This window comes from Lachnoanaerobaculum sp. MSX33, from assembly GCF_000512995.1.
GTDB lineage: Bacteria > Bacillota > Clostridia > Lachnospirales > Lachnospiraceae > Lachnoanaerobaculum.
This window is the reverse complement of record NZ_AZXX01000016.1, coordinates 1-750: the sequence shown is the minus strand read 5'-3', so window position 1 is coordinate 750 and position 750 is coordinate 1. Positions and strand designations below refer to the sequence as shown.

General features: G+C 43.5%; 1 protein-coding gene. It reads left to right on the top strand.

What is annotated here, in order from left to right; genetic code table 11:
- On the top strand, positions 1–750 hold a 750-nt coding region (locus HMPREF1495_RS01985), incomplete at both ends, for a MucBP domain-containing protein (RefSeq protein WP_034211606.1).

Sequence of the window (750 nt, the reverse complement as noted above, 5' to 3'; positions counted from 1 at the left end):
CACTATGAAACAGGGCAGACAACAGAGCTTTACACACCGGCAGGAAAAACTTCACCACAAGCTGAAGAACTTGACGGAAGCGGAAAGCTTGGCCTTCCTTATACAACTGCAAGCAGAGAAAACGATATAGCAAACTTTGAGCTGACAACTCCTGCAGCTACAAATGCAAGTGGTAATTTCACTACAGGAGTACAGGAAGTTACATACTACTACAGACGAAAGAATGCGGGAAAAGTCACAGTACATCACTATGAAGTTGGAGGAACAACAGAGCTTTACACACCGGCAGGAAAAACTTCACCACAAGCTGAAGAGCTTGACGGAAGCGGGAAGCTTGGACTTCCATATGTGACAACGGAAAAGTCTGCAGATCTCAGCAATTATGAGCTTGTTACTCCTGCGCCTACAAATGCAATGGGAACTTTTCAAAGCGGAGAGCAGACTGTAACTTATTACTACAAGAGAAAGAATGCAGGAAGCGTTATAGTACATCACTATGAAGTAGGACAGACAACAGAGCTTTATACACCGGCAGGTGCAACTTCACCTTCACAGGAAGAACTTGACGGAACAAGAAAACTCGGTCTGCCATATACAACGCAGAGCAGGGAAAATGATATAGCAAACTATGAGCTTACAGCAAATCCTGCAAATGCAACAGGTACATTTACTACCGGAGTGCAGGAAGTAACTTATTTCTATAAGAGAAAGAATGCCGGAAATGTAGTGGTAAATTATCTTGAGCAGGGT